Annotated in this window: 18 protein-coding genes; 2 read left to right on the top strand and 16 right to left on the bottom strand. The window is 39.3% G+C overall.

Annotated features, from left to right (window positions below):
• Positions 1 to 120: 120 nt before the first annotated feature.
• The 5 genes from eno to rlmD form a co-directional block, all read right to left on the bottom strand.
• Positions 121 to 1419 (bottom strand): phosphopyruvate hydratase, encoded by a 1299-nt coding sequence (gene eno, locus GQR46_RS03200; RefSeq protein ID WP_165739871.1) that lies wholly within the window; start codon positions 1417 to 1419, stop codon positions 121 to 123.
• A gap of 112 nt (positions 1420 to 1531) precedes the next feature.
• The gene (locus tag GQR46_RS03195; RefSeq protein WP_010553216.1) at positions 1532 to 3166 is read right to left on the bottom strand and encodes a CTP synthase; all 1635 of its coding nucleotides are present in this window, start codon (positions 3164 to 3166) and stop codon (positions 1532 to 1534) included.
• Between the two features lie 162 nt (positions 3167 to 3328).
• Positions 3329 to 4126, bottom strand: coding sequence for a nucleoside triphosphate pyrophosphohydrolase (gene mazG, locus GQR46_RS03190; RefSeq protein ID WP_165739869.1), 798 nt, complete (start codon positions 4124 to 4126; stop codon positions 3329 to 3331).
• Between the two features lie 2 nt (positions 4127 to 4128).
• Positions 4129 to 6285, bottom strand: coding sequence for a GTP diphosphokinase (gene relA / locus GQR46_RS03185; RefSeq protein ID WP_010553214.1), 2157 nt, complete (start codon positions 6283 to 6285; stop codon positions 4129 to 4131).
• A gap of 8 nt (positions 6286 to 6293) precedes the next feature.
• The gene (gene rlmD / locus GQR46_RS03180; RefSeq protein ID WP_165739867.1) at positions 6294 to 7619 is read right to left on the bottom strand and encodes a 23S rRNA (uracil(1939)-C(5))-methyltransferase RlmD; all 1326 of its coding nucleotides are present in this window, start codon (positions 7617 to 7619) and stop codon (positions 6294 to 6296) included.
• Positions 7620 to 7728: 109 nt separating this feature from the next.
• On the opposite strand from rlmD, the gene barA reads away from it, so the two are divergent.
• Positions 7729 to 10503, top strand: a complete 2775-nt coding sequence (gene barA / locus GQR46_RS03175) for a two-component sensor histidine kinase BarA (protein WP_007583105.1) — start codon at positions 7729 to 7731, stop codon at positions 10501 to 10503.
• An 82-nt stretch (positions 10504 to 10585) separates the two neighbouring features.
• Here barA and pdxJ read toward each other — a convergent pair whose 3' ends face one another.
• From pdxJ to rpoE, 10 genes are all read right to left on the bottom strand, one after another.
• A complete protein-coding gene (pdxJ, locus tag GQR46_RS03170) occupies positions 10586 to 11317 on the bottom strand; it encodes a pyridoxine 5'-phosphate synthase (RefSeq protein ID WP_007581734.1) in 732 nt (243 codons plus the stop codon).
• 22 nt (positions 11318 to 11339) lie between these two features.
• Complete coding sequence (gene recO, locus GQR46_RS03165) at positions 11340 to 12032, bottom strand: DNA repair protein RecO (RefSeq protein WP_165739865.1); 693 nt, start codon at positions 12030 to 12032, stop codon at positions 11340 to 11342.
• A 20-nt stretch (positions 12033 to 12052) separates the two neighbouring features.
• The gene (gene era / locus GQR46_RS03160) at positions 12053 to 12985 is read right to left on the bottom strand and encodes a GTPase Era (RefSeq protein ID WP_007581730.1); all 933 of its coding nucleotides are present in this window, start codon (positions 12983 to 12985) and stop codon (positions 12053 to 12055) included.
• The gene (gene rnc / locus GQR46_RS03155) at positions 12975 to 13652 is read right to left on the bottom strand and encodes a ribonuclease III (protein ID WP_007581728.1); all 678 of its coding nucleotides are present in this window, start codon (positions 13650 to 13652) and stop codon (positions 12975 to 12977) included. The genes era and rnc overlap by 11 nt, the downstream gene beginning before the upstream one ends.
• Positions 13653 to 13654: 2 nt before the next feature.
• On the bottom strand, positions 13655 to 14590 hold the full coding sequence (gene lepB, locus GQR46_RS03150) for a signal peptidase I (RefSeq protein ID WP_024589998.1): 936 nt from the start codon (positions 14588 to 14590) through the stop codon (positions 13655 to 13657).
• 16 nt (positions 14591 to 14606) lie between these two features.
• Positions 14607 to 16394 carry a translation elongation factor 4 gene (gene lepA, locus GQR46_RS03145; RefSeq protein ID WP_165739863.1) on the bottom strand — a complete coding sequence of 596 codons (1788 nt, stop codon included), beginning with the start codon at positions 16392 to 16394 and terminating at the stop codon, positions 14607 to 14609.
• A gap of 275 nt (positions 16395 to 16669) precedes the next feature.
• Complete coding sequence (locus GQR46_RS03140; RefSeq protein WP_165739861.1) at positions 16670 to 17119, bottom strand: SoxR reducing system RseC family protein; 450 nt, start codon at positions 17117 to 17119, stop codon at positions 16670 to 16672.
• Between the two features lie 19 nt (positions 17120 to 17138).
• Complete coding sequence (locus GQR46_RS03135; RefSeq protein WP_007581719.1) at positions 17139 to 18089, bottom strand: MucB/RseB C-terminal domain-containing protein; 951 nt, start codon at positions 18087 to 18089, stop codon at positions 17139 to 17141.
• Positions 18090 to 18093: 4 nt separating this feature from the next.
• Positions 18094 to 18711 (bottom strand): RseA family anti-sigma factor, encoded by a 618-nt coding sequence (locus tag GQR46_RS03130; RefSeq protein ID WP_007581717.1) that lies wholly within the window; start codon positions 18709 to 18711, stop codon positions 18094 to 18096.
• Between the two features lies 1 nt (position 18712).
• The gene (gene rpoE / locus GQR46_RS03125) at positions 18713 to 19294 is read right to left on the bottom strand and encodes an RNA polymerase sigma factor RpoE (RefSeq protein ID WP_002958721.1); all 582 of its coding nucleotides are present in this window, start codon (positions 19292 to 19294) and stop codon (positions 18713 to 18715) included.
• Positions 19295 to 19540: 246 nt separating this feature from the next.
• Between rpoE and nadB the strand changes: the two genes are divergently transcribed.
• Positions 19541 to 21151 carry an L-aspartate oxidase gene (gene nadB / locus GQR46_RS03120; protein WP_165739859.1) on the top strand — a complete coding sequence of 537 codons (1611 nt, stop codon included), beginning with the start codon at positions 19541 to 19543 and terminating at the stop codon, positions 21149 to 21151.
• Here the strand turns inward: nadB and GQR46_RS20530 are convergent.
• A partial coding sequence (locus GQR46_RS20530; RefSeq protein WP_206009438.1) for a hypothetical protein occupies positions 21126 to 21413 on the bottom strand: 288 nt, incomplete at its 5' end. The two genes, nadB and GQR46_RS20530, sit on opposite strands and share 26 nt — an antisense overlap.

Here is a 21413-nt window from a genome sequence, read left to right as displayed (position 1 = left end):
GCAAGCTTAACCCTACAACTTATTCTCATATCTTTGAAAAAGTATCAGGCATAAAAAATCCCCGCTTATGCGAGGATTTTATCATCTAAAATTAAAAATTAGATTCTATATAAAATAGAATTACTGACCTTTAACTTCTTTAAGACCGTTGTACGGTGCTTTATCACCTAATTGCTCTTCAATACGTAGTAATTGATTGTACTTTGCAACACGGTCAGAACGGCTCAATGAACCTGTTTTAATTTGACCTGCAGCAGTACCAACCGCTAAATCAGCAATTGTTGAATCTTCAGTTTCACCAGAACGGTGAGAAATAACAACAGTAAAACCAGCATCTTTAGCCATTTTGATTGCAGCTAAAGTTTCAGTTAAAGAACCGATTTGGTTAAACTTAATTAAGATTGAGTTAGCAATACCGTTGTCGATACCACGTTTTAAAATCTTAGTATTTGTTACAAATAAATCATCACCTACTAATTGGATTTTATCACCCATTAGTTTAGTTTGATGTGCAAAGCCATCCCAATCAGACTCATCAAGACCATCTTCAATAGAAACGATTGGGTACTGATTAGTAAGATTTTGTAAGAAGAAGTTAAATTCTTCAGAAGTGAATTTTTTGCCTTCACCCTTAAGGTCGTAGATGTTTGCTTCTTTGTCGTAGAACTCAGATGCAGCACAATCCATCGCTAAAGTAATATCTTTACCTAGCTCGTAACCTGCGTTTGCTACAGCTACTTTAATTGCAGCAAGAGCCGCTTCGTTAGATGCAAGGTTTGGTGCAAAACCACCTTCATCGCCAACCGCTGTTGAATGACCATCAGCTTTAAGTACTTTAGCAAGGCTATGGAATACTTCAGCACCCATGCGTAGGCCTTCGCGGAAGTTTTTAGCGCCAACAGGTTGGATCATGAATTCTTGAATATCTACAGAGTTATCTGCATGCTCACCACCATTGATGATGTTCATCATTGGAAGTGGCATAGAGTAAACACCTGGCGTGCCGTTTAAGTCAGCGATATGTTCATAAAGCTCAACTTTTTTAGACTGTGCAGCTGCTTTCGCGGTTGCTAGTGATACAGCTAAGATTGCGTTTGCACCTAATTTTTCTTTATTTTCGGTACCGTCTAAATCTAGCATCACTTTATCTACAGCGCTTTGATCTAATGCACTTTGGCCTTTTAAAGCATCAGCAATTTCGTTATTGATATAACCAACTGCTTTTAATACACCTTTACCTAAGTAACGTGATTTATCACCGTCGCGTAACTCTAATGCTTCACGAGTACCAGTAGATGCGCCTGAAGGTGCTGCTGCACGACCCCAAGAGCCATCTGCTAAATGTACGTCTGCTTCAACAGTTGGGTTACCACGCGAGTCCATAATTTCGCGACCGATTACTTTTACGATTTCTGACATCTTGATTCCTCTATATTCCCAAAATGGTGAGTTCAGCTAACTTTACTACGTTTTATATAGCTTAGTCAGCCCTTAAAACAAAAAAGCCGTGCAATATGCACGGCTTTTAAAATTACGAATTCGCTTTTTGGTGGATATGCGCGGCTGCTACAAACCCTTCAAACAACGGATGACCATCACGTGGAGTTGACGTGAATTCCGGGTGGAACTGCGCGGCAATAAACCATGGGTGATCTTTATTTTCGATAATTTCTACCAGTTTTTTATCTTCTGATAAACCAGTAAAGCTTAAGCCTGCTTTTTCAAGTATTTCTACAAAGTTATTATTTACTTCGTAGCGATGACGATGACGTTCAACAATTTCGTCGCTGCCATATACTTCGCGTACTTTAGAACCTGGTGTTAAATGACATTTTTGTGCGCCTAAACGCATAGTGCCACCTAAATCAGATTTTTCGCTACGTGTTTCAACATTACCTTCAGCATCTAGCCATTCAGTAATTAAGCCAACTACTGGCGCTTCTGAATTTGCATTAAACTCTGTAGAGTTTGCATCCGTTAAGCCTGCAACATTACGTGCATATTCAATTAATGCTACTTGCATACCTAAACAAATACCTAGGTATGGTACTTTATTTTCACGTGCGTATTTAGCCGCTAAGATTTTACCCTCAACACCACGTCCGCCAAATCCACCTGGTACTAAAATAGCATCTAAGTGTGAAAGTAATTCAACACCTTTGTTTTCTAAATCTTGTGAATCTACGTATTGAATATTAATTGTTAAACGGTTTTTAAGGCCCGCATGCTTTAATGCTTCATTAACCGATTTGTACGCATCTGGTAATTCAGTGTATTTACCAACCATACCAATTGTCACTTCACCCGTTGGGTTAGACTCTTGATAAAGTACTTGTTCCCACTCAGCTAAATCAGCTTCTGGTGGATCTAAGTGAAAACGACGACATACGAAGTTATCTAATTCTTGCGTTTTTAATAGCGCTGGAATTTTATAAATGCTGTCTACGTCAGGTAATGAAATAACCGCTTTTTCTTCTACGTTTGTGAATAATGAGATTTTTGCACGCTCATTATTAGGTAGTTTACGGTCTGAACGACAAATAAGAATATCTGGCTGAATACCTACTGAGCGTAACTCTTTAACAGAGTGCTGAGTTGGTTTTGTTTTAACTTCACCTGCAGGGCCTAAAAATGGCACTAACGTTAAGTGAATAAATAGCGCGCGTTCGCGGCCAATTTCAGTTCCCATCTGACGAATTGCTTCAATAAACGGTTGTGATTCTATATCACCTACAGTGCCGCCAATTTCTACAATAGCAATATCATAACCTTCAGCACCGTCGTATACACGTTGCTTAATATCGTTAGTGATATGTGGAATAACCTGAATAGTAGCGCCTAAGTATTCACCACGGCGCTCACGACGTAATACGTCTTCATATACACGGCCTTGTGTGAAGTTATTACGACTAGTCATTTTGGTACGAATAAAACGCTCGTAGTGACCTAAATCAAGGTCAGTTTCTGCGCCGTCTTCTGTAACGTAAACTTCACCGTGTTGAATTGGGCTCATTGTGCCTGGGTCAACGTTGATGTAAGGATCCAGCTTTAAAATGGTAACATTTAAACCACGGGCTTCTAAAATAGCGGCCAGTGAAGCTGCGGCAATACCTTTACCCAACGAAGAAACAACTCCGCCAGTAACGAAGATAAATTTTGTACTCATGCGAACCCTAGAATATCAGGAATTAAAAGGAATATAACACCCAAAGAAGAGCCTAAGGGTATATCATCAAGACGGGGCGAAATTGTACCAAAACACTGCTTATCAATCCAGCTAAAATTAGCTAATGCGCGCACAAAAAATGTGCACTATTTAACATTAAGCCTATTTTACTTTTTTAATCGCATCCCATGCGCTGTCCATTTCTTCAAAGGTGGCTGTATCTAAGCTTTTACCTTGCGCATGCAAATAGGCGTTTACCTTTTCAAAACGCGCTGAAAACTTATCATTAGCGCTACGAAGCAGTTGTTCGGGATCTCGTTTAACATGGCGTACAACATTAACAGTGGCAAAAAGTAAGTCGCCGAGCTCTTCCGCTGTATGATCAGATAACGGGTCTTGCTCAATCGCTTCTTTTACTTCAAGCACTTCTTCGCTCACTTTATCAAGTGCACCATGATACGTTGGCCAATCGAAACCAAGTGCGGCAACCCGTTGTTGAATTTTTTTGGCTTTACTTAAGCTTGGCATATTGGCAGGAATATCTTGCCAAAAAGAAGGTGATTCTGTTTGCGCTTTAGCACTGCGCTCTTGTGCTTTGATTGTTTGCCACTGGTGCGATAGCTGCTTATCTGTTAGCTCTTTTTTATCGCCAAATACATGCGGGTGACGACGTGTAAGCTTATCGTTTAATTGCTCCACTACATCATTAAAATCAAATAGATTTTGCTCTTGTGCAAGCTGCGCATAAAAAATAATTTGAAATAACAAATCACCCAATTCACCTTTAAGCTCATCTAAGTTGCCTGACTCAATACAGTCGGCAACTTCGTATGCTTCTTCTAGTGTATGCGGCACAATAGATTTAAAATCTTGTTTGAGATCCCACGGGCAACCGCCCTTGGGATCTCGCAGTGTTTTCATTATGCTAAGAAGTTGTGTAAGCGCTGCATTATCATTCATGATTAATGACCACGCTTGGCATCGTGTACACCTTCAATTTGGTGTAACTTAGAAAGAACACGGTTAGTACCCGATAAGTCATGTACTTCTATTTGCATCGTAAATATAGCTAACTGATTATCTTCAACCGTATTTACGTTCATATTTAAAACATTTACTTTTTCGTTAGCAAGTACTGAGCTTATATCGCGTATTAGGCCTGAACGATCGGTTGCTTCTATTTTAATACTTAGTGCGTACGAGCCGTTGATATCATCAGACCAACTTACCGAAATAACACGCTCTGGATGCTGATTTTTTAAGTTATTAAACGAATCACAGTCTTCCTTATGAACACCTATTCCTCGACCTTGCGTTATATAACCTATTATCTCATCGCCAGGGACAGGACGACAGCATTTGGCTACATGGCTCATTAAGCTACCAACGCCATCAACCACTATGCCGTTTTTGTCACCGGTTACTTTGCTAGGCGCTTTAATACGAATAACCGGTTCATCTTCTGTCCGATCACTTACAAAGTTAAGCATTTGATTGAGGCGTACATCGCCCGCACCAATTGCAACCATTAAGTCATCAAGTTCTTTAAAGTTAAAACGCTTGATGGCTGGCTCTAAATCTTTGTATGTTAAATTAAGCTTTTGTAATTCACTGTCGAGAATTTCTTTCCCCGCACTTAAGTTTTTGTCGCGGTCGAGCTGTTTAAACCAGTGATGAATTTTGGCTCTAGCGCGCGATGACTTAATGTATCCTAATGACGGGTTTAACCAATCACGACTTGGATTTGGTTGTTTTTGGGTCAGTATTTCTACCTGATCCCCCGTTGTAAGTTGATGCGTGAACGGCACTATTTTGCCGAAAATTTTTGCGCCAATACAACGATGCCCTACATTTGAGTGAATGTAGTAAGCAAAATCAAGTGGTGTAGCGCCAAGTGGTAAATCGATAATATCGCCGCTTGGGGTAAATATGTATACGCGGTCTTCTACTACTTGGTTTTTAAGCTCTTCTGCTAAATCGCCACCATCGACTACTTCTTCTTGCCATTGAAGTAACTTACGCAACCAGCTAATTTTTTGCTCATAACCCGAGCCGCGTCCCGGTAATGCACCTTCTTTGTACATCCAGTGTGCAGCCACACCCAACTCAGCATCTTGATGCATATCGCTGGTACGAATTTGTATTTCTACTGTTTTACCTTCAGGCCCAAATACTACGGTATGGATTGACTGATAGCCGTTTTGTTTTGGGGTTGCTACATAGTCGTCAAACTCTTTATTAAGATGACGCCAATTGGTGTGCACAATACCCAGCGCTCCATAACAATCTTGTAGGCGTTCAACAACGATACGCATTGCACGAATATCAAAAAGCTGATCAAACTCGTAGTTTTTTTGCTGCATTTTTTTATAAATGCTGTAAATGTGCTTGGGGCGGCCATAAACTTGGGCCTCTATGCCCGCTTCACTTAAACGGTTTTTTACTTGCTCAACCATATCTTCCATATAGGCTTCGCGCGTAAGACGTTTGTCGTCAAGTTGTTTGGCTATGCTTTTATAGGTGCCTGGGTGCAAATATCTAAACGATAAATCTTCCAGTTCCCACTTTAATTGCCCTATTCCTAATCTGTTTGCCAATGGTGCAAAAATATCAGCCGTTTCTTTAGCGGCAATGACGCGGTCTTCTTCATCCGCATTTTTTACATTACGTAAATGACATACCTGCTCGGCAAGCTTAATGACCACGGCGCGCACATCTTCAACCATGGTTAATAACATTTTTCGAATATTATCAACTTGCATAGTTCCTTTACCTTGATGCGATAAAGTACTAATAGTGGCCATTTGTGCAACCCCAGTTAACAGCATGGCTATATTACTACCAAGCTGCTCTTCTATGGTTTCAAGTGATATTAAATCGTTTAAAAAATACGGGGTTAAATACGCAGTAGCTAACGATTCGGGGTCGAGATTTAGCTCAGCTAAAATTTCAACCATTTCGATTGCAGTAGTTTGCCTGCTTTCATTATCACATTTTACGCAGAGCGCTTGCGCTTTAGTAAGTAGCTCTGTTTTTTCTTCAGACAAGGCAAGAAATGAAAGCCGAGTGCTAAAATCTGTTGTCTCATCTTGTTGATGTGATTGTCGTGTAGCTACCATAATGCGTTCTACCTCCGTTGAAATAACGCCATAGTTTCAATATGCCCTGTATGAGGAAACATATTCATTAGCCCAATTTTATTAAGATCAAAGCCAGCTTGTGAAATAATTGCGCTGTCACGGGCTAAAGTAACAGGGTCACAAGAGACATATAAAATAGTTTTAAACTGCTTTAAAGATAATTGCTCTAATACAGCCATTGCACCAGTCCTAGAAGGATCGAGTACAAGCACATGTAAGTTTTTACTAAACCATGGGGCGCTCTGTATGCTTTGCGTTAAATCAAAGCAATGAAACTGCGCATTGGTAATAGAGTTAGTTTGCGCATTTTGAGCAGCCATTGCAACCGCTGAAGTCACACCTTCTACGCCAATTACAGATTTTGCTTGTTTTGCCAACACTAATGAGAAATTACCAATGCCACAAAATAAATCCAATAAATTTTCATCACCTTTTAAATCAAGCCAATTTGCGGCTTGCTTTAACATAGCTTCGTTAACTTGCGCATTTACCTGAATAAAATTACCTAAACCAAATTCAAATTTTAGATCAAACTCTTTAAGATAATAAAACGGCATGGCTAAGTGTGAATGCTCAATTACATCGCTCTCGCTTTGCCATACAACTTCAAACTGTTGGCTTTTTGTTATGTGCTCAACCAAAGCCTTTGTATCATCGTTAATTGCTTTAGTGTGACGAATAACAACAAAGTTTTTCTCATCACTTTGGCATAACTGTAAATGGCTTATACTGTGCAGCGCTTTGTGTTGATTAATTAAACCATCAAAAAGTGTAAAAACATCTGCAAATACTTCATCAAGTACTGTACATTTATTAATACTGACAATATTTTTTGAACCACTGGCTCTGTAACCCACACGCATTTTTTTTGCTGCTTTATCAAACATAACGGCTATGCGAGCGCTGCGCCTGTAATGCACAGACTTACTTAATAATGGAGCTTGCCAGTTTAAGCTGTTTAATTTAGCAAACTTACTAAATAGCTGAGTAACTGCAGTTTGTTTTTCTACAACTTGTTGGCTTACTTCTAAATGCTGTAATTGGCAGCCACCACACTGATTATAGTGCTCACAAAAAGCGTCTACTCTTGATTCACTCGCTTTAATAACTTTAATTACTTTTGCACTGCTGTATTTAGCTTTATCTTCGACGAGCATTGCTTTAACTGTTTCATTTGGTAATGCACCGCTTACAAAGCATACTTTATTATTATGCTTAGCAATGCCACGCCCTTGATGATCCATTCCCGTTATATTTAATTCTAATGTTTGTTGCTTAAGCGGTTTTTTTTTCGCTTTAAAAATTTGCGCCATTAGGCATTACCTTCAGTTTATTTATGAAGCACCTATATTTAGATGCTTTAGAATGCGTGTTGAACCGTATATACTCAAATCATACTAATAACGATAAAACGCTCCCATTATGACCAAATTAGGCTTACGCGATTCTGTTTTAACACTGACCCTGATCCCAACGGTGATCATAGGATTACTACTTGGTGGCTATTTTACAATAAATCGTTACATTGAGCTTGATGAAATTTTATATCAGCAAGGTACTACTATTTCTGAGCCCCTTGCTATTGCGCTTGAGCAACCCATGCTCGAAAAAAACAAACAGCTATTGAATCGCCTTATAAGCTACACACATAACAAGCACTCCCCTACAATTAAGTCGATTGCAATTTTTGATAAAAATAATGCGCTATTAATGACGAGTAATTATCACCGCTCATTTGAAAAGTTAATTAATCAAAAGACGCTCATAAATTTAAAAACGACCCACGTGCAAAAGTCAGATGAGCTTGTTACATTCTTCACGCCCATTATTAACCATACAAGTCACGACTCTAAATGGGACCCATCTGCTTTTCAGTCATCTTTGGGCACCGTTATTATACAGCTAAACAAAGACCAAGCGGTTATAGGGCAGCAACGTGCTTTATTAATTAGCGGTATTGTAATTATTTTATCATTGGTGTTTGCAGCAATTTTAGCTTTAAGGTTAAGCCGCATGTTTATGACGCCGCTTAATAAGTTAGTACTTGCAACCGACAAGTTAGTCGAAGGTAAAAGAAGTACTGGCCTTAACGACAACATGATAGGTGAATTTGAGCTATTGCGAGAAGGCTTAAATACCATTGCTCACACTATGGTGATGCAAAAAGATGAAATGCAAAAAAATATTGATCAAGCAACTAGCGACTACCGTGAAACACTAGAGCAATACGAAACTTCAAATATAGAACTCTCGTTTGCAAAAAAAGAAGCTCAAGATGCTAACCGCGTAAAATCAGACTTTTTAGCTAAAATGAGTCACGAACTTCGTACTCCGTTAAATGGTGTTATTGGATTTACACGCCAGCTTTATAAAACACCACTAAACAAGCATCAAAAAGATTATCTCGACACTATTATGCTATCAGCAAATAGTTTAATGACTATTATTAGCGACATTCTAGATTTCTCCAAACTAGAAGCGGGTGCAATGGAACTTGAGTCGATTCAGTTTCAACTTCGTGATGCTGTAAATGAAGTGATGACGCTACTCGCTCCTAGCGCACACGATAAGCAATTAGAGCTATCCATTTACATTAACCAACAAGTACCAGATGACTTAACGGGCGATCCCACTCGCTTTAAACAAGTGCTGATAAACCTATTAAGTAATGCGATTAAATTTACTGAAAAAGGCTCCATTAAGGTCGACATAAGCCATCGGTTACTCGACGACGAACGCACCTCTTTACTTGTGTCAGTAACAGATACTGGCGTGGGTATACCTATGGATAAGCAAGACTCTTTATTTACTCCATTTGGGCAAGCAGACTCAAGCATTACACGTAAGTTTGGTGGTACAGGTCTTGGCCTCATTATTACTAAGCATATTGTTGAAGCGATGAATGGCCGCATAACATTAAACTCTGCACCAGGTAACGGTACCTGTTTTACATTCAATAGTGTGTTTAGTTTGCCCAATCATGTATTTACTAACGACTTACCGACTAAATCGCTCATTGGTAAGCGTATTTTGTATTTAGAGCCACACGAGCATACACATCACGCTGTACTTTCGTTATTGACTCAATGGGAATCAAGCGTAACGGCATGTTTTAACGAGACTAGCTTTTTAGACGCTATAAAAAATACTGAACATAAATATGATGTTTGCTTAATTGGCCATATGGCATCAGTTGATGATATGCAGCAACTAAAAAGCTATGTGAAAGCCGTGCGTGAATCTACTGATTACTTATATTTAATGCTTAATACTGTATCGCACAATATGCGAGAAGCCTTTATAGGCAGCGGTGCTGATGCGTGTTTAAGTAAACCACTTAATCACCGTAAGTTATGTGAAGTACTTGCTGCACCTTACAGGCTTGACCACCCTACTCATAATATTGAACAAAACGATCAAGCTTTGCTGCCGTTAAAAGTATTAGTTGTTGATGATAACGATGCCAACTTAAAACTTCTCCATACTTTATTAAGTGAACAGATTGAAGTAATAGAAACGGCACATAATGGTTCACAAGCATACAGCTTAAGTAAAAGTCATAAATACGACATAATTTTTATGGATATTCAGATGCCAATTATGGACGGTATAACCGCATGCAAGCTTATACAAGAATCATCACTTAATGAAGATACACCCATTATCGCTGTAACGGCACACGCCCTTCAAAGCGAAAAAGAGCAACTACTAAAAGATGGCTTTAAAGGCTATTTAACTAAGCCTATTGATGAAGATATGCTTAAACAAATTATTAGCGACCATAGTCCACAGACCCCAGTTAATCGCGATAAAGCTAAAACAGATACACCACAAAGTCCTGCACCATTTCAAAGTAGTCGAATTGATTGGGCACAAGCCCTGCAGCGTGCTGGCGGAAAGAGCGAGTTAGCGCTAGAGATGCTTAATATGCTACTTCTAAGCGTCCCTGAAACTCTTACATTGCTTGCTAAAGCGATAGAGAGTAATGATTGTCAGCAAGTCTTAAGTATTGTCCACAAGTTTCATGGTGCATGTTGCTACACTGGTGTACCAAAACTTAAATCACTCGCAGAAACAATTGAAACATCACTTAAAAATAAATGCTTGTTAGAGAATATTGAACCTGAATTATTTGAGCTACAGGACGAGCTTGAAAACTTACTTGCTGATGCAAGCGTAACTGAGTTACAAAGATAAGCTTTGAATTTTAGATACAAAAAAACGCGGCATTAACCGCGTTTTTTTAATTAAGCTTTTTAAATACTTATGTAGAATCGTATTACATTCTTGCTTCAATCATTAATCGTTTCATATCGCGTACGGCTTTATCGAGTCCATCTATCGCTGCACGAGCAATAATAGCGTGGCCAATATTTAGCTCATAAATCTCAGGCATCGCGGCAATGGGTTTAACGTTATGGTAATGAAGACCATGGCCAGCGTTAACAATCAAACCTAAGCTTGCTGCGTATTTAACACCTTCACGAATATGCTCTAACTCTTTGTGTAAATCAGTATCATTTGTTGCATCAGCATACGCGCCTGTGTGTATTTCTACATAAGGAGCACCACATTCTTTGGCTGCATCTAGTTGTGCTTTATCTGCATCAATAAATAGCGATACTTTAATACCCGCGTCGGTAAGCGTTTTTGTTGCGGCTTTAATTTTATCTATATTACCCGCTACATCTAAGCCGCCCTCGGTGGTTAACTCTTCGCGCTTTTCAGGTACTAAACACACGTACTCGGGTTTTACTTCAAGCGCTATTTGTATCATTTCATCGGTAACAGCGGTTTCAAGATTCATGCGAGTTTGGATAGTTTTAGCCATCACATAAACGTCGCGATCTTGAATATGGCGTCTGTCTTCACGTAAGTGGATCGTAATACCGTCTGCGCCTGCATGCTCTGCTACACTGGCTGCATGGGCTGGATCTGGGTAACTTGTTCCACGCGCTTGACGAAGTGTTGCAATATGATCTACGTTTACACCCAAAAGAATATCTTTCATTTTCTTACCTGTAAAATTACGTTTATTGAGAGGCCATAAATAGCTCACGGCTTTTTAATGGTTTACTACCTAATAAGGGTTTTAATAAATAGCGACTTAATTGCTTTGCCATATATAGCACATCACTTTGGCTAAAGTCATGATTTGCTATGGCGTTAAGTTGTTTGCCACTAAATCCAGAACGCGTATCTTCTTGTACTAAAAAACCAAGTTCGGGGAAATAACTATACGTCTGCTTTTCATCTATTGGTTCACCACTGGCATCAAAACTAAAATCCACGCCATAACCGAGTAATTCCAATAATTGAAATTCGTACGAGCGAAGCACTTCTTGTAAATTGGCTCCGCTGTTTAGGTTTTCTAGGTGAGATTTATATAGCTCAAATACTTGTTCAATTGGCTCATTAACAGGAACGATGCGATTAGTCAGCTCATTCAAATAAAAACCACAATAAAGCTCATCACCTTTTAAAAAGTGCGGGTTACCATGCAGTTCAAACTTATTGATATATTTTAAATCGTACTTGCCACTGTAATTAACAAGGAGTGCCTGGAACGGCTGAAGTTGTGCTTTATGTTTAGTGGCCTGGCGACCACTAATTCGGGCCAGCATTCTTAACTGGCCAACGCCTTCTACAAGCATATCTAACATTACTTGGGAGTCACTATAAGGACGCCGATGTAATAAATACGCGGTGTAGAAGTCGCTATCCATTCACTAAGCTACTGCTTGGTTTAGTCTTCACTGTAACCTAAGCTTCTTAGTGCACGTTCATCATCAGCCCAACCCGACTTAACTTTAACCCAAAGCTCTAAAAACACTTTGTTATCAAGCATTTCTTCTATGTCTTTACGGGCTTCACGGCCAATGGTTTTTAGCTTTTCGCCTTTATTACCAATAACCATGCGTTTTTGTGTTTCGCGCTCAACAAGAATCAACCCATTGATGTGCCAAATACCGTTGTCTTGCCATTTAAACTGCTCAATTTCAACAGTCACAGAATACGGTAGTTCTTCACCCATAAAACGCATTAGCTTTTCACGAATAACTTCAGCTGCCATAAAGCGCATCGAACGGTCAGTTACATAATCTTCAGGAAAGTAAAATTCGCAAGGAGGTAAGCGTTTAGTTACTTCTGCTTTGATTAAATCAACGTTTTTACCTTGCGTTGCTGATACTGGCATAATTCCAACAAAATCAAACTTGTCACTTAACCACTTCATATGAGGCAATACAAGATCACGGTCTTTAACTTGGTCAATTTTATTAATAACCAATAATACAGGCTTACCACTTTGCGATACTTTATTAAGTACCATATCGTCATCTGCATTCCAATGAGTGCCTTCAACGACAAAAATAATAAGCTCTACATCGCCGATAGAACTAGACGCTGCTCGATTCATTAGACGGTTAATAGCACGCTTTTCTTCAACGTGTAGACCCGGTGTATCTATGTATACCGCTTGGTGTTTATCTACGGTATGAATACCCATAATACGATGACGTGTAGTTTGTGGTTTACGTGAGGTAATACTCACTTTTTGCTCAATGATTTCATTAAGCAAAGTCGATTTACCTACGTTTGGTCGACCGACAATCGCCACCATTCCACAAAATGTATCTACATCACGTTCATGAGGCTGTATTAAGGTATCAAGGTTCATTTTTAAGTATCTTCAATGCTTTTTCGGCAGCTTTTTGTTCGGCCTTACGGCGCGAGCTACCAACAGAAATTATGCTATCCATTCCATCAACAATACATTCAACCGTGAATGTTTGATTGTGTGCTTGGCCTTGTGTATCAACTACTGTGTAGCCCGGTAACGATAATTTACGGGCTTGTAAATACTCTTGCAGCAGGGTTTTAGGATCTTTCTGGTTAAGCCCTGGTGAAATAGCATCCAAACGTGATTGGTACCACGCCAATATAAGATCGCCACAACTGTCGATACCTGAATCTAAAAATGCAGCGCCTATAATAGCTTCTACTGCATCAGCAAGCGTTGACTCGCGACGAAAACCGCCACTTTTGAGCTCGCCCGGCCCTAAGCGTAAATAATCGCCTAGACCAAATTCAAGACCAAACTCAGCAAGTGTTTGACCACGCACAAGTGTTGAACGCATGCGGCTTAAATCGCCTTCACGCGCTTTAGGAAATTTGGCATAAAGTGCATTGGCAATCACAAAGCTTAAAATCGAGTCGCCTAAAAATTCTAGTCGCTCATTATGTTGGCCTTTGTGGCTGCGGTGCGTCATTGCTTGTTCAAGTAAACCTTGATCAGCGAATTCATAGCCAATTTTTTTATATAATTCTGTTACATTTTTTTTCATCGTTACTGAATATTACCTAGGCGTTCAAAGCGAACACCAGTTGGAACCCATCCTGGTAAAATATCATCAGGGCCATTCTCAAATTCAAAACTCATCCATATAAAGACAGCTTTACCCACCAAGTTTTCTTTTGGTACAAAGCCCCAAAAGCGACCATCTTGGCTGTTGTCGCGGTTATCACCCATCATAAAATAATGATCAGCAGGAACAGTCCATTCATCAGAAGGCGTGCCCGGTTGCTGATAGTAACGCCCTTTTCTTTCAGGCGCTTGTGGGTTGATTAATATATCATGCGTAACTGTTGTTAAATTTTCATTCACACGAGCTAGAGGCATTGGGCCTTGTTTAAATTCGTTATCATTAATTAGTTTAAAATCAATTTTATTGAATTCATTACATAAAAGCTCACCCTGTTGGGTTTCGCCTTCTTTACAGTTTGGCTGAATATATAAACGTTTATCACGATAAACAATTTTATCGCCAGGTAAACCAATCGTACGTTTAATATAGTCAACACTTTCATCTAAAGGGTATTTAAAAACAACAATATCACCACGTTCAGGCTCACCGACATCAACTAACTGAGTGCGCCAAACTGGGTCTTTTATTCCATATGAATACTTTTGTACTAAAATAAAGTCACCCACTAACAGTGTAGGCATCATTGAACCAGATGGAATTTGAAACGGTTCAAAAATAAATGATCTAAAAATAGTAATTGCTGCAATCATCGGGAAAATCGACTTTGCTGTTTCTGTTAGTACTGGTTCTGGTGCAATTAATGCCGCAGTTTCTTCATCTAACGGAGCTCCAGCAGACGTTTGCGCTATCGCTAAGCGCTCCTGTCTTTTAGGTGCATACATTAAGTGATCTATTAACCATATTAAGCCTGAGCCTAAGGTTAATAGCACCAATAAAACTGAAAAATAACCAGCCATTTATAATCCTTTGTTTTTATTTACCAACTTTTAAAATAGCTAAAAACGCTTCTTGAGGCACTTCAACATTACCTACTTGCTTCATACGTTTTTTACCATCTTTTTGCTTTTTAAGTAGCTTTTTCTTACGACTCACATCGCCACCGTAACACTTAGCAATTACGTTTTTACGTAACTGTTTTACCGTAGTACGTGCAATAACGTGTTGTCCAATAGCTGCTTGAATCGCAATATCAAACATTTGACGAGGAATAAGCTCTTTTAATGCATCAGCTAATTGGCGACCACGAGACTGAGCACCATCACGGTGAACAATAATCGCAAGTGCGTCAACACGCTCACTATTGATTAAAATATCAACACGCACCATATCTGATGTTTGAAAGTGTTTAAAGTTATAATCAAGCGATGCAAAACCACGGCTTGTTGATTTTAATTTATCAAAAAAGTCCATTACCACTTCAGCCATAGGTAGCTCATACGTAACAGCTACTTGCTTTCCGTGATAGGTCATTTTTGTTTGGCTACCGCGTTTTTCAATACACAAAGTAATAACATTACCTAAGTATTCTTGTGGTACCAAAATATTAGCTTCAACAATCGGCTCACGAATTTCTAAAATATCGTTTACTGCAGGTAAATCAGACGGGTTATCAATCTGGAATGTACCTTCTTTAGTAACTATCTCATAGATCACCGTAGGTGCCGTTGTAATTAAATCAATATCGTATTCACGCTCTAAACGCTCTTGAATGATTTCCATGTGCAGCATACCTAAAAAGCCACAGCGGAAACCAAAACCTAGTGCAGTTGAATTCTCTGGTTCAAAGAATAACGACGCATCGTTTAAGCTTAATTTGTTAAGTGCATCACGAAATGATTCATATTCATCAGATGCAATTGGGAACATACCCGCATAAACCTGAGGTTTTATTTTTTGAAAGCCTGGTAAGCGAAGCGGCGCCGCATTTTTTTGATGAGTAATAGTATCGCCCACTGGCGCACCATGTATCTCTTTAATACCGGCAATAACAAACCCTACTTCACCGGTTCTTAAAATACCGGTGTTAGTTTGCTTAGGTGTAAACACACCCACTTGGTCAGCTGTATGTATATGCTCGTTCGACATTATTTTTATTTTGTCGCCCGTGCGTAATTCACCGTGCTTAATACGCACTAGTGATACAACGCCTTGGTACGGGTCAAACCAAGAATCAATAATAAGTGCTTGTAGAGGCCCATCTTTTTCGCCTACTGGCGGCGGAACATCCCTAACAATCATTTCAAGTACTTCGGCAATACCTACACCCGTTTTAGCGCTACATTGCACTGCATCAAGGGCATCAATACCAATAATTTCTTCAATTTCTTCTGCAACACGTAAGGGATCCGCTTGCGGTAAATCGATTTTATTAAGTACTGGAATTACTTCTAAATCCATTTCCATCGCGGTGTAACAGTTAGCTAATGTTTGTGCTTCAACGCCTTGGCCTGCATCAACAACGAGTAGTGCACCTTCACATGCAGCTAAAGAACGCGATACTTCATACGTAAAATCAACGTGTCCTGGAGTATCAATGAAATTAAGTTGATAAGTTTCGCCATCGTTCGCTTTATAATTCAACGTTACACTTTGCGCTTTAATGGTAATACCACGTTCGCGCTCAATATCCATTGAATCCAAAACTTGTTTTTGCATTTCACGGTCGGTTAAACCGCCACAAACTTGGATCAAACGATCTGAAAGGGTCGATTTACCATGATCAATATGGGCGATGATCGAAAAATTACGGATATGCTTCATAAACTGGATTCTATACTTCTATTTTAATGGACTAAATATGAATACCTAAGTGACTTGAAAATACCTGCTATAGGATGCCATAAGCTAAATTTGTATATAACAAACATCACGAATGCTTTTTAAGATGGGTTATAACCATTTTATTTATTGAATAACAACAAGTTATGTTTACTTAACTTAAATAATTCAGTCAGATAAAATAATTTAAAAAACCACGGTTCCCTGTATTTCCAAGTTACTTTGGTATAAAACGGCAATTTTACATTTAATTGGCGTCAATCACCATCTATTTGAGTTAAAGGGATACTAATTGGATGTATTTTTATAACTTTTATATCGTGCTTTAGCGATTTCACACGAGTTTTAGCTATAAAAAAGCCAGTAACACCACCTAAAGCTGCGGCTAAAATCTGCCAACCTTCGGGAGCCATAAATAATTGCGCCGCAATAAATGCAAAAACCAAGCTTAAAAGGAGCGGTAACATGTAAACAGCAAAAGCATGCCTAACTACATGACTATCATCAAGTGATAAGGTAACTTTTTGACCCACTTCGACCGGGGATTCAAATTTATAGGGGAAGGTTTTTTTTGCAGTGCCAAACAGCTTACCAAACACTTGTGAGCCGCAACGACCATTGCAGCCTTCACAAGCTTGTTTTTGTTGTGCTTCTAAATGAGCAATGTGGCCATCGAGGGCCACAACAGTGAGGGTTTGTTCAATCATAACAATCCTTACGAATCGTTTATAATGCGCGGGTAACTGACTCAGCAATCGCTTTTGCGGTCATACTCGGTACATTACCAACAACCGATACATCAAAATTACCGCCATTATGCACATATACTGTCGTTGCACCAGAGGTTAGTGCACCACTTAAACGCTTACCCGGTAATGGACGCTGAATAAATACCGAAATTTCAACAAAACCATCGGAGAACAAGTAATAGTCTGTTAATTCGTTATTTAAATCGAGCTTATGTCTGTCTGATTTTAGTAATTCAAAGCCATCCGGTAACCAACTAATCTGCCAGTTAGTCGCTGTACTGTCTTCGTTTATAAGTGCATCGTTTGGTAAAGGCGTTGGAAAGTTTCGATTGAGCACTTCAAGTAACATACCTGCTGGCTGCTCTGTCACACTAATATGGGTAAGCTGTAACTGTTCTAAGGCCTCACCTTCATGGTTAACGTACGCGGCTTTTAGTAACAATGACGATTCCATATCCAGCCAAATCCAATAATTATATTTATACTCGTCTTTAGATTCTATGCGAACTAGTTGAGCAGCACGCCCTGCAATACGACCTTTCCCGCCTAATACAAAATCATAGTGCGCGCTTAAGCGATCTATATCTTTAAAAAGCACTTCAGGGATTGGACCCGCTATTGAATCTGTTTTTAGGGAGTATGGTTCAGACTGAGGTTCAAAATAAGTAACTTGGTTGTCAATACGGACCATTTCAAGCCCAGCACCGTTAAGTAAACTTAAATGCTCAAGTTCTGTATCACCTTGTAAAGCATGCACCCATCGGTAGGGTTCCATTGTTTTACCTTTGACAACCACAAACGAAGCGTCAAAATTACGGGTGTGAACGGCATTAGCCATTTTTAGTAATAAATCTTTGGCAGGATTTGTGTCGTTGGCAAATGCATTAAAGCTTACTACCAACGACAGAACAAAAGTGATTACTTTCATTTAATTAGTTTTTTTCCTCAGACGCTTTGGTATTAGTTTGCGCTGTTTCTAAAGAATTCGCAACTCGTGCTTGGCGTTGATGCTCAAGAACTAATGCACCAATACGTTGTTGCTGTAATTCACGTAAACCTTGCTCTGCATTTTCAAGCGCAGGTTCAGATGAGTAACTTACTGGCGACGCCATACCTGTCAGCGGTGTGGTTTGTAGTAATGGAATTTCGCTTTGTTGCTCGTTGTTACTTTGAGGAAGCGTATTAACTCCCACAATAGCAAACATTGCCACACTGGCTGCAATTGCTAGTTGAGCAACTGGCTTGCGCCAATTAAAAGCCACTACTTTATTATCTTGTACCGTCTCAGTGATTGCTTGAGGCTGTGTTTTTGACTGACTAAAGTCAGCATAAACAGGCTCGCTTTCAAGTGCTAATGCAACGCGATCGCTAATATCAATATGTATGTCGTTATTATTTTTTTGAGCACGCATCGCATCACCAATTAACGCATAACGGCCAAACGTAGTTACATCTTGCTCTGCAATTTTTGCATCAGTCAGATGTTGCTCGCCATCAAGTAATGCCGATAACGCTTCGTTATCTAACTTGTTAAGGTGTGCTTTTGTCATACTAAGACTCGCCTATTAATGGGTTTAATTTGTTATCTATTGCTTCACGGGCACGAAATATACGCGAACGCACAGTCCCGACCGGGCAATCCATTACCACTGCTATTTCTTCATAGCTCATCCCTTCGATTTCTCTAAGGGTGATTGCGGTTTTAAGATCTTCAGGCAAACTATCAATCGTATTAAAAATAACAGCGCGTACTTCTTCGCTTAAAAGTAGGTTTTCAGGAGATGCATTAGATCGCATTGAATCTGCACAATCATAAAACTCGGCATCTTCAGCGTCTATATCATTTGCTGGCGGCTTACGCCCCTGGGCTACTAAGTAATTTTTAGCACAATTAACGGCAATACGGTATAACCACGTGTAAAAGGCGCTGTCACCTCTAAAGTTTGGAAGTGCACGGTAAGCTTTAATAAAAGCCTCTTGTGCTACATCAGCAATATCGCCTTGGTTTGATACATAACGTGAGATCAAACCTGCAATTTTGTTTTGATACTTCTTTACTAATAGGTTGAAGGCGTTTTTATCTCCTTGCTGGACCCTTTTTACTAGCACTAAATCTAATTCCTGCTCGCTCATTCGAGCCGGTACTCCTATGTCTGATTTTTGCTTGTTATTCATATTGTCGTCATTGTTCACAAATACTCTGACCTCTTTATGAATAAAAAGTTCTGCTTAATATTATTTTTTTATAAAATAGATGATAAATAACGGCGCTAAGCCTTTAAAATCACTACGTAGTAGTATGACAAATATGGTACAACTACAGATATTAAAAACAAATATTGCTCTATATGAGCATTGTAACCGCAAAGTACCTCTGACATGAACCAAAATAAACATCACATTGCAGATGTCGCTATTATAGGTAGCGGCGCAGCAGGCTTATCACTTGCATTATCTCTAGCTAATTATTGTAACGTTACCGTAATCAGTAAAGGAGCGCTTACAGAAGGTTCTACTTTATATGCTCAAGGTGGTATAGCAGCTGTATTTGATAAACAAAACGACAGCATAGAATCTCATGTTGAAGATACACTCGATGCGGGCGGCGGTTTATGCGATAGAGACGCTGTTCATTATACTGCCAGCAATGCTCACGATTGCCTACAGTGGTTAATCGACCAAGGTGTTCCCTTTGATATGGAGTTTGATAGCAAAGGAAAAGAGCGTTTTCATTTAACACGTGAAGGCGGTCACAGCCATCGTCGTATTTTGCATGCAGCCGATGCTACTGGCAAAGCTGTGCAAACCACGCTTATTAGCCAAGTTAAAATTCATAAGAATATAACGCTCTTAGAGCAATACAATGCTATTGATTTAATTACAGATAAAAGCGCCGGAAAAACAGGCTCACACATTGAAGGTATGTATGTGTGGAACAAAAAAGCTAAAAAGGTAGAAACCATTTCAGCTAAATTTGTTGCTCTTGCCACTGGTGGCGCAAGCAAAGTGTATTTGTATACATCTAATCCAGATGTATCAAGTGGTGATGGCATTGCAATGGCATGGCGCGCAGGCTGTAAAGTTGCCAATATGGAATTTAATCAATTTCATCCAACGAGCCTTTATCATCCAGAGCTACAAAACTTTTTAATTACAGAAGCTATGCGCGGTGAAGGGGCTTATTTAAAACGACCTGATGGCACTCGTTTTATGAAAGATTTTGACAGTCGTGAAGAACTTGCTCCACGCGATATAGTGGCACGCGCAATCGATTTTGAAATGAAGCGTTTAGGTGCTAATTGTGTTTATTTAGATATTAGCCACAAAGATAAAGACTTTATTATTGAGCACTTTCCTACTATTTACGCAAAATGCCTAAGTGTAGGGCTTGATATAACAAAAGAAGCAATCCCAGTTGTACCTGCTGCGCATTACACTTGTGGTGGCGTAATGACCGACTTTAACGGTAAAACAGATCTCGATAACTTGTATGCTGTTGGCGAAGTCGCTTACACAGGCCTACATGGTGCAAACCGTATGGCAAGTAATTCATTATTGGAATGTATTGTATTTGCCCACGCTGCAGCTAAAGACATTTTAAGTAAAATTGAACATGCACCAGAGCCAATGGCTCTACCTCATTGGGATGAAAGCCGTGTTAGTAACTCTGATGAAGAAATTGTTATTACCCATAACTGGCATGAACTACGTTTATTTATGTGGGATTATGTAGGTATTGTACGCTCTACTAAACGCTTAGAACGTGCACTGCATAGGGTTGAGTTGCTGCAGCAAGAAATACATGATTATTATGCAAACTTTAGAGTAAGTAATAACTTGCTTGAGCTTCGTAACTTAGTACAAGTGTCAGAACTCATTATTAGAAGTGCAATGGAGCGAAAAGAAAGCAGAGGCCTACATTATACTATTGATTACCCTAAACAAAATGAAAATCCAACACCGACTATTTTGACTCCAAAACGCAATTAATCGCGCTTAAAGTAGCACGTTTTAGACGCGCATAGCTTTGTTCATTAACACCATTGGCTGAAATTATAAGCCAATGGTTGTTACTAAAACCTTTAATATGTAGCCATATATTATTGCCATAAAAACGGCTTTTTTTACTAATTTCACCCTGAATTTTTAAACCTTCACCCTCAAACCTAAATAGCTTGGGTTCTAGAATTATAACGCCATGGTTTGGATGAATTGCCAACACTTTTTGCCACACTAAAAAGCCAGCTAATAT

Source organism: Pseudoalteromonas sp. Z1A6 (assembly GCF_011378745.1).
GTDB lineage: Bacteria > Pseudomonadota > Gammaproteobacteria > Enterobacterales > Alteromonadaceae > Pseudoalteromonas > Pseudoalteromonas arctica.
Note: the sequence above shows the minus strand (reverse complement) of the source record. Positions and strands in the feature narration are given on the sequence as shown.